1 protein-coding gene is annotated in these 333 nt (G+C 47.1%); it reads left to right on the top strand.

The window, feature by feature from the left end:
• A partial coding sequence (locus ACNG5D_RS15910) for an HYR domain-containing protein (RefSeq protein ID WP_418184515.1) occupies positions 1-333 on the top strand: 333 nt, incomplete at both ends.

The raw sequence follows: 333 nt of genomic DNA, 5'->3' as shown, positions 1-333 counted from the left end.
TAATGATGCACCTGCCTCATTCCCATTAGGAGAAACAACGGTCACTTGGACCGTAACCGATGGTGCTGGTAATACGGCCACTTGTACGCAAACTGTGACTGTAACCGATAATATCAATCCGCCTTTTGTAAACTGTGCTGCACCGGTATCTGTAAATGTCGATGCTAATGGCTGTTCTACAGATGCCGCTAATGTCAATCTTGGAACGCCTACTGTGGATGATAACTGTAACACAACATCCATATCTAATGAGGCACCTGCCGTGTTCCCATTAGGCGAAACAACGGTCACTTGGACCGTAACCGATGGTGCTGGTAATACGGCCACTTGTAC

The organism is Algibacter ulvanivorans, from assembly GCF_048381495.1.
GTDB lineage: Bacteria > Bacteroidota > Bacteroidia > Flavobacteriales > Flavobacteriaceae > Algibacter_B > Algibacter_B ulvanivorans.
The sequence above is the reverse complement of the archived record's forward strand: the minus strand, read 5'-3'. Positions and strand labels throughout refer to the sequence as shown.